This window comes from Saccharopolyspora sp. NPDC050389 (assembly GCF_040655595.1).
Classification (GTDB): Bacteria; Actinomycetota; Actinomycetes; order Mycobacteriales; family Pseudonocardiaceae; genus Saccharopolyspora.
In genome coordinates, this window is the sequence record NZ_JBFAKG010000224.1 from 1 (window position 1) to 1,470 (window position 1,470).

Annotated in this window: 1 protein-coding gene; it reads left to right on the plus strand. The window is 65.6% G+C overall.

All coding sequences use genetic code 11. The annotated features are described in order from the left end of the window. Positions 1-1,470, plus strand: a 1,470-nt coding sequence (locus tag AB0I53_RS49560; protein WP_358618204.1) for a (Fe-S)-binding protein, incomplete at both ends; no start/stop codon positions are given.

Below are 1,470 nucleotides of genomic sequence, written 5' to 3' on the forward strand. Positions count from 1 at the left end.
TGGCATCGGTTCAGCGCGTTTTTCAACATCTACTTCAAGCGTGAGGCTGATGGTGATGTCGCGCTGGGTGCGGTGAAGCCGATGATGTCGGGTGGTAAGCCGCTGGACTTCGAGGAGGCCGACCCGGACACGGATGTGTTCGGTGCGGGCAAGGTCGAGGACTTCTCGTGGAAGGGCTGGCTGGATTTCACCACCTGCACCGAGTGCGGTCGGTGTCAGTCGCAGTGCCCGGCGTGGAACACCGGGAAGCCGTTGTCGCCGAAGCTGCTGATCACCTCGCTGCGCGATCACGCGTATGCGAAGGCGCCGTATCTGCTGGCCGGTGGCCGCAAGGACATGGCCGGTGACGAGGTCGGTATCACCGGTGATGGTGCCGAGGCCAAGCTGGCGGGCATCGACGTGCTGGCGCTGGCCGAGGCCGACAAGCCGCTGATCGGTGGTCCCGAGGAGCTCGGGGTGATCGATCCGGACGTGTTGTGGTCGTGCACGTCGTGTGGTGCGTGTGTGGAGCAGTGCCCGGTGGACATCGAGCACGTGGATCACATCGTGGACATGCGCCGTTACCAGGTGATGATCGAGTCGAACTTCCCGACCGAGCTGGGCGGGATGTTCAAGAACCTGGAGAACAAGGGCAACCCGTGGGGCCAGAACGCCAAGGACCGGTTGGCGTGGACCGAGGACCTGGACTTCGAGGTGCCGGTCTTCGACGGTGAGCTCGGCGAGGATGTGGAGTACCTGTTCTGGGTCGGGTGCGCGGGCGCGTTCGAGGACCGGGCGAAGAAGACCACTCGCGCGGTCGCGGAGCTGCTGCACCTGGCCGGGGTGAACTACACGGTGCTGGGCTCGGAGGAGACCTGCACCGGTGACCCCGCACGCCGGGCGGGTAACGAGTTCATCTTCCAGATGCTGGCCCAGCAGAACGTCGAAGTGTTGAACTCGGTGTTCGAGGGTCGTGGTCCGGGCAAGCGCAAGATCGTCGCGACGTGTGCGCACTGCTTCAACTCCCTGGCCAACGAGTACTCGCAGCTCGGTGGTGACTTCGAGGTCGTGCATCACACCCAGCTGCTGAACAAGCTGGTGCGGGAGAAGCGGCTGGTGCCGGTCGCGCCGGTCGCCGAGGACGTCACCTACCACGACCCCTGCTACCTGGGCCGGCACAACAAGGTCTACACGCCGCCGCGTGACCTCGTCGGCGCCTCGGGGGCGACGTTCCGGGAGATGCCGCGGCACGCCGACCGCTCGATGTGCTGCGGCGCCGGTGGGGCGCGGATGTGGATGGAAGAACGCATCGGCAAGCGCATCAACGTCGAACGCGTCGACGAAGCACTGGGCACCGCACCGACGAAGATCGCCACCGGCTGCCCGTTCTGCAAGGTCATGCTCTCCGACGGCCTCACCGCCCGCCAAAGCGAAAAGGTCGCCTCCGAATCCGTCGAGGTCGTCGACGTCGCCCAACTCCTCCTCTCCGCC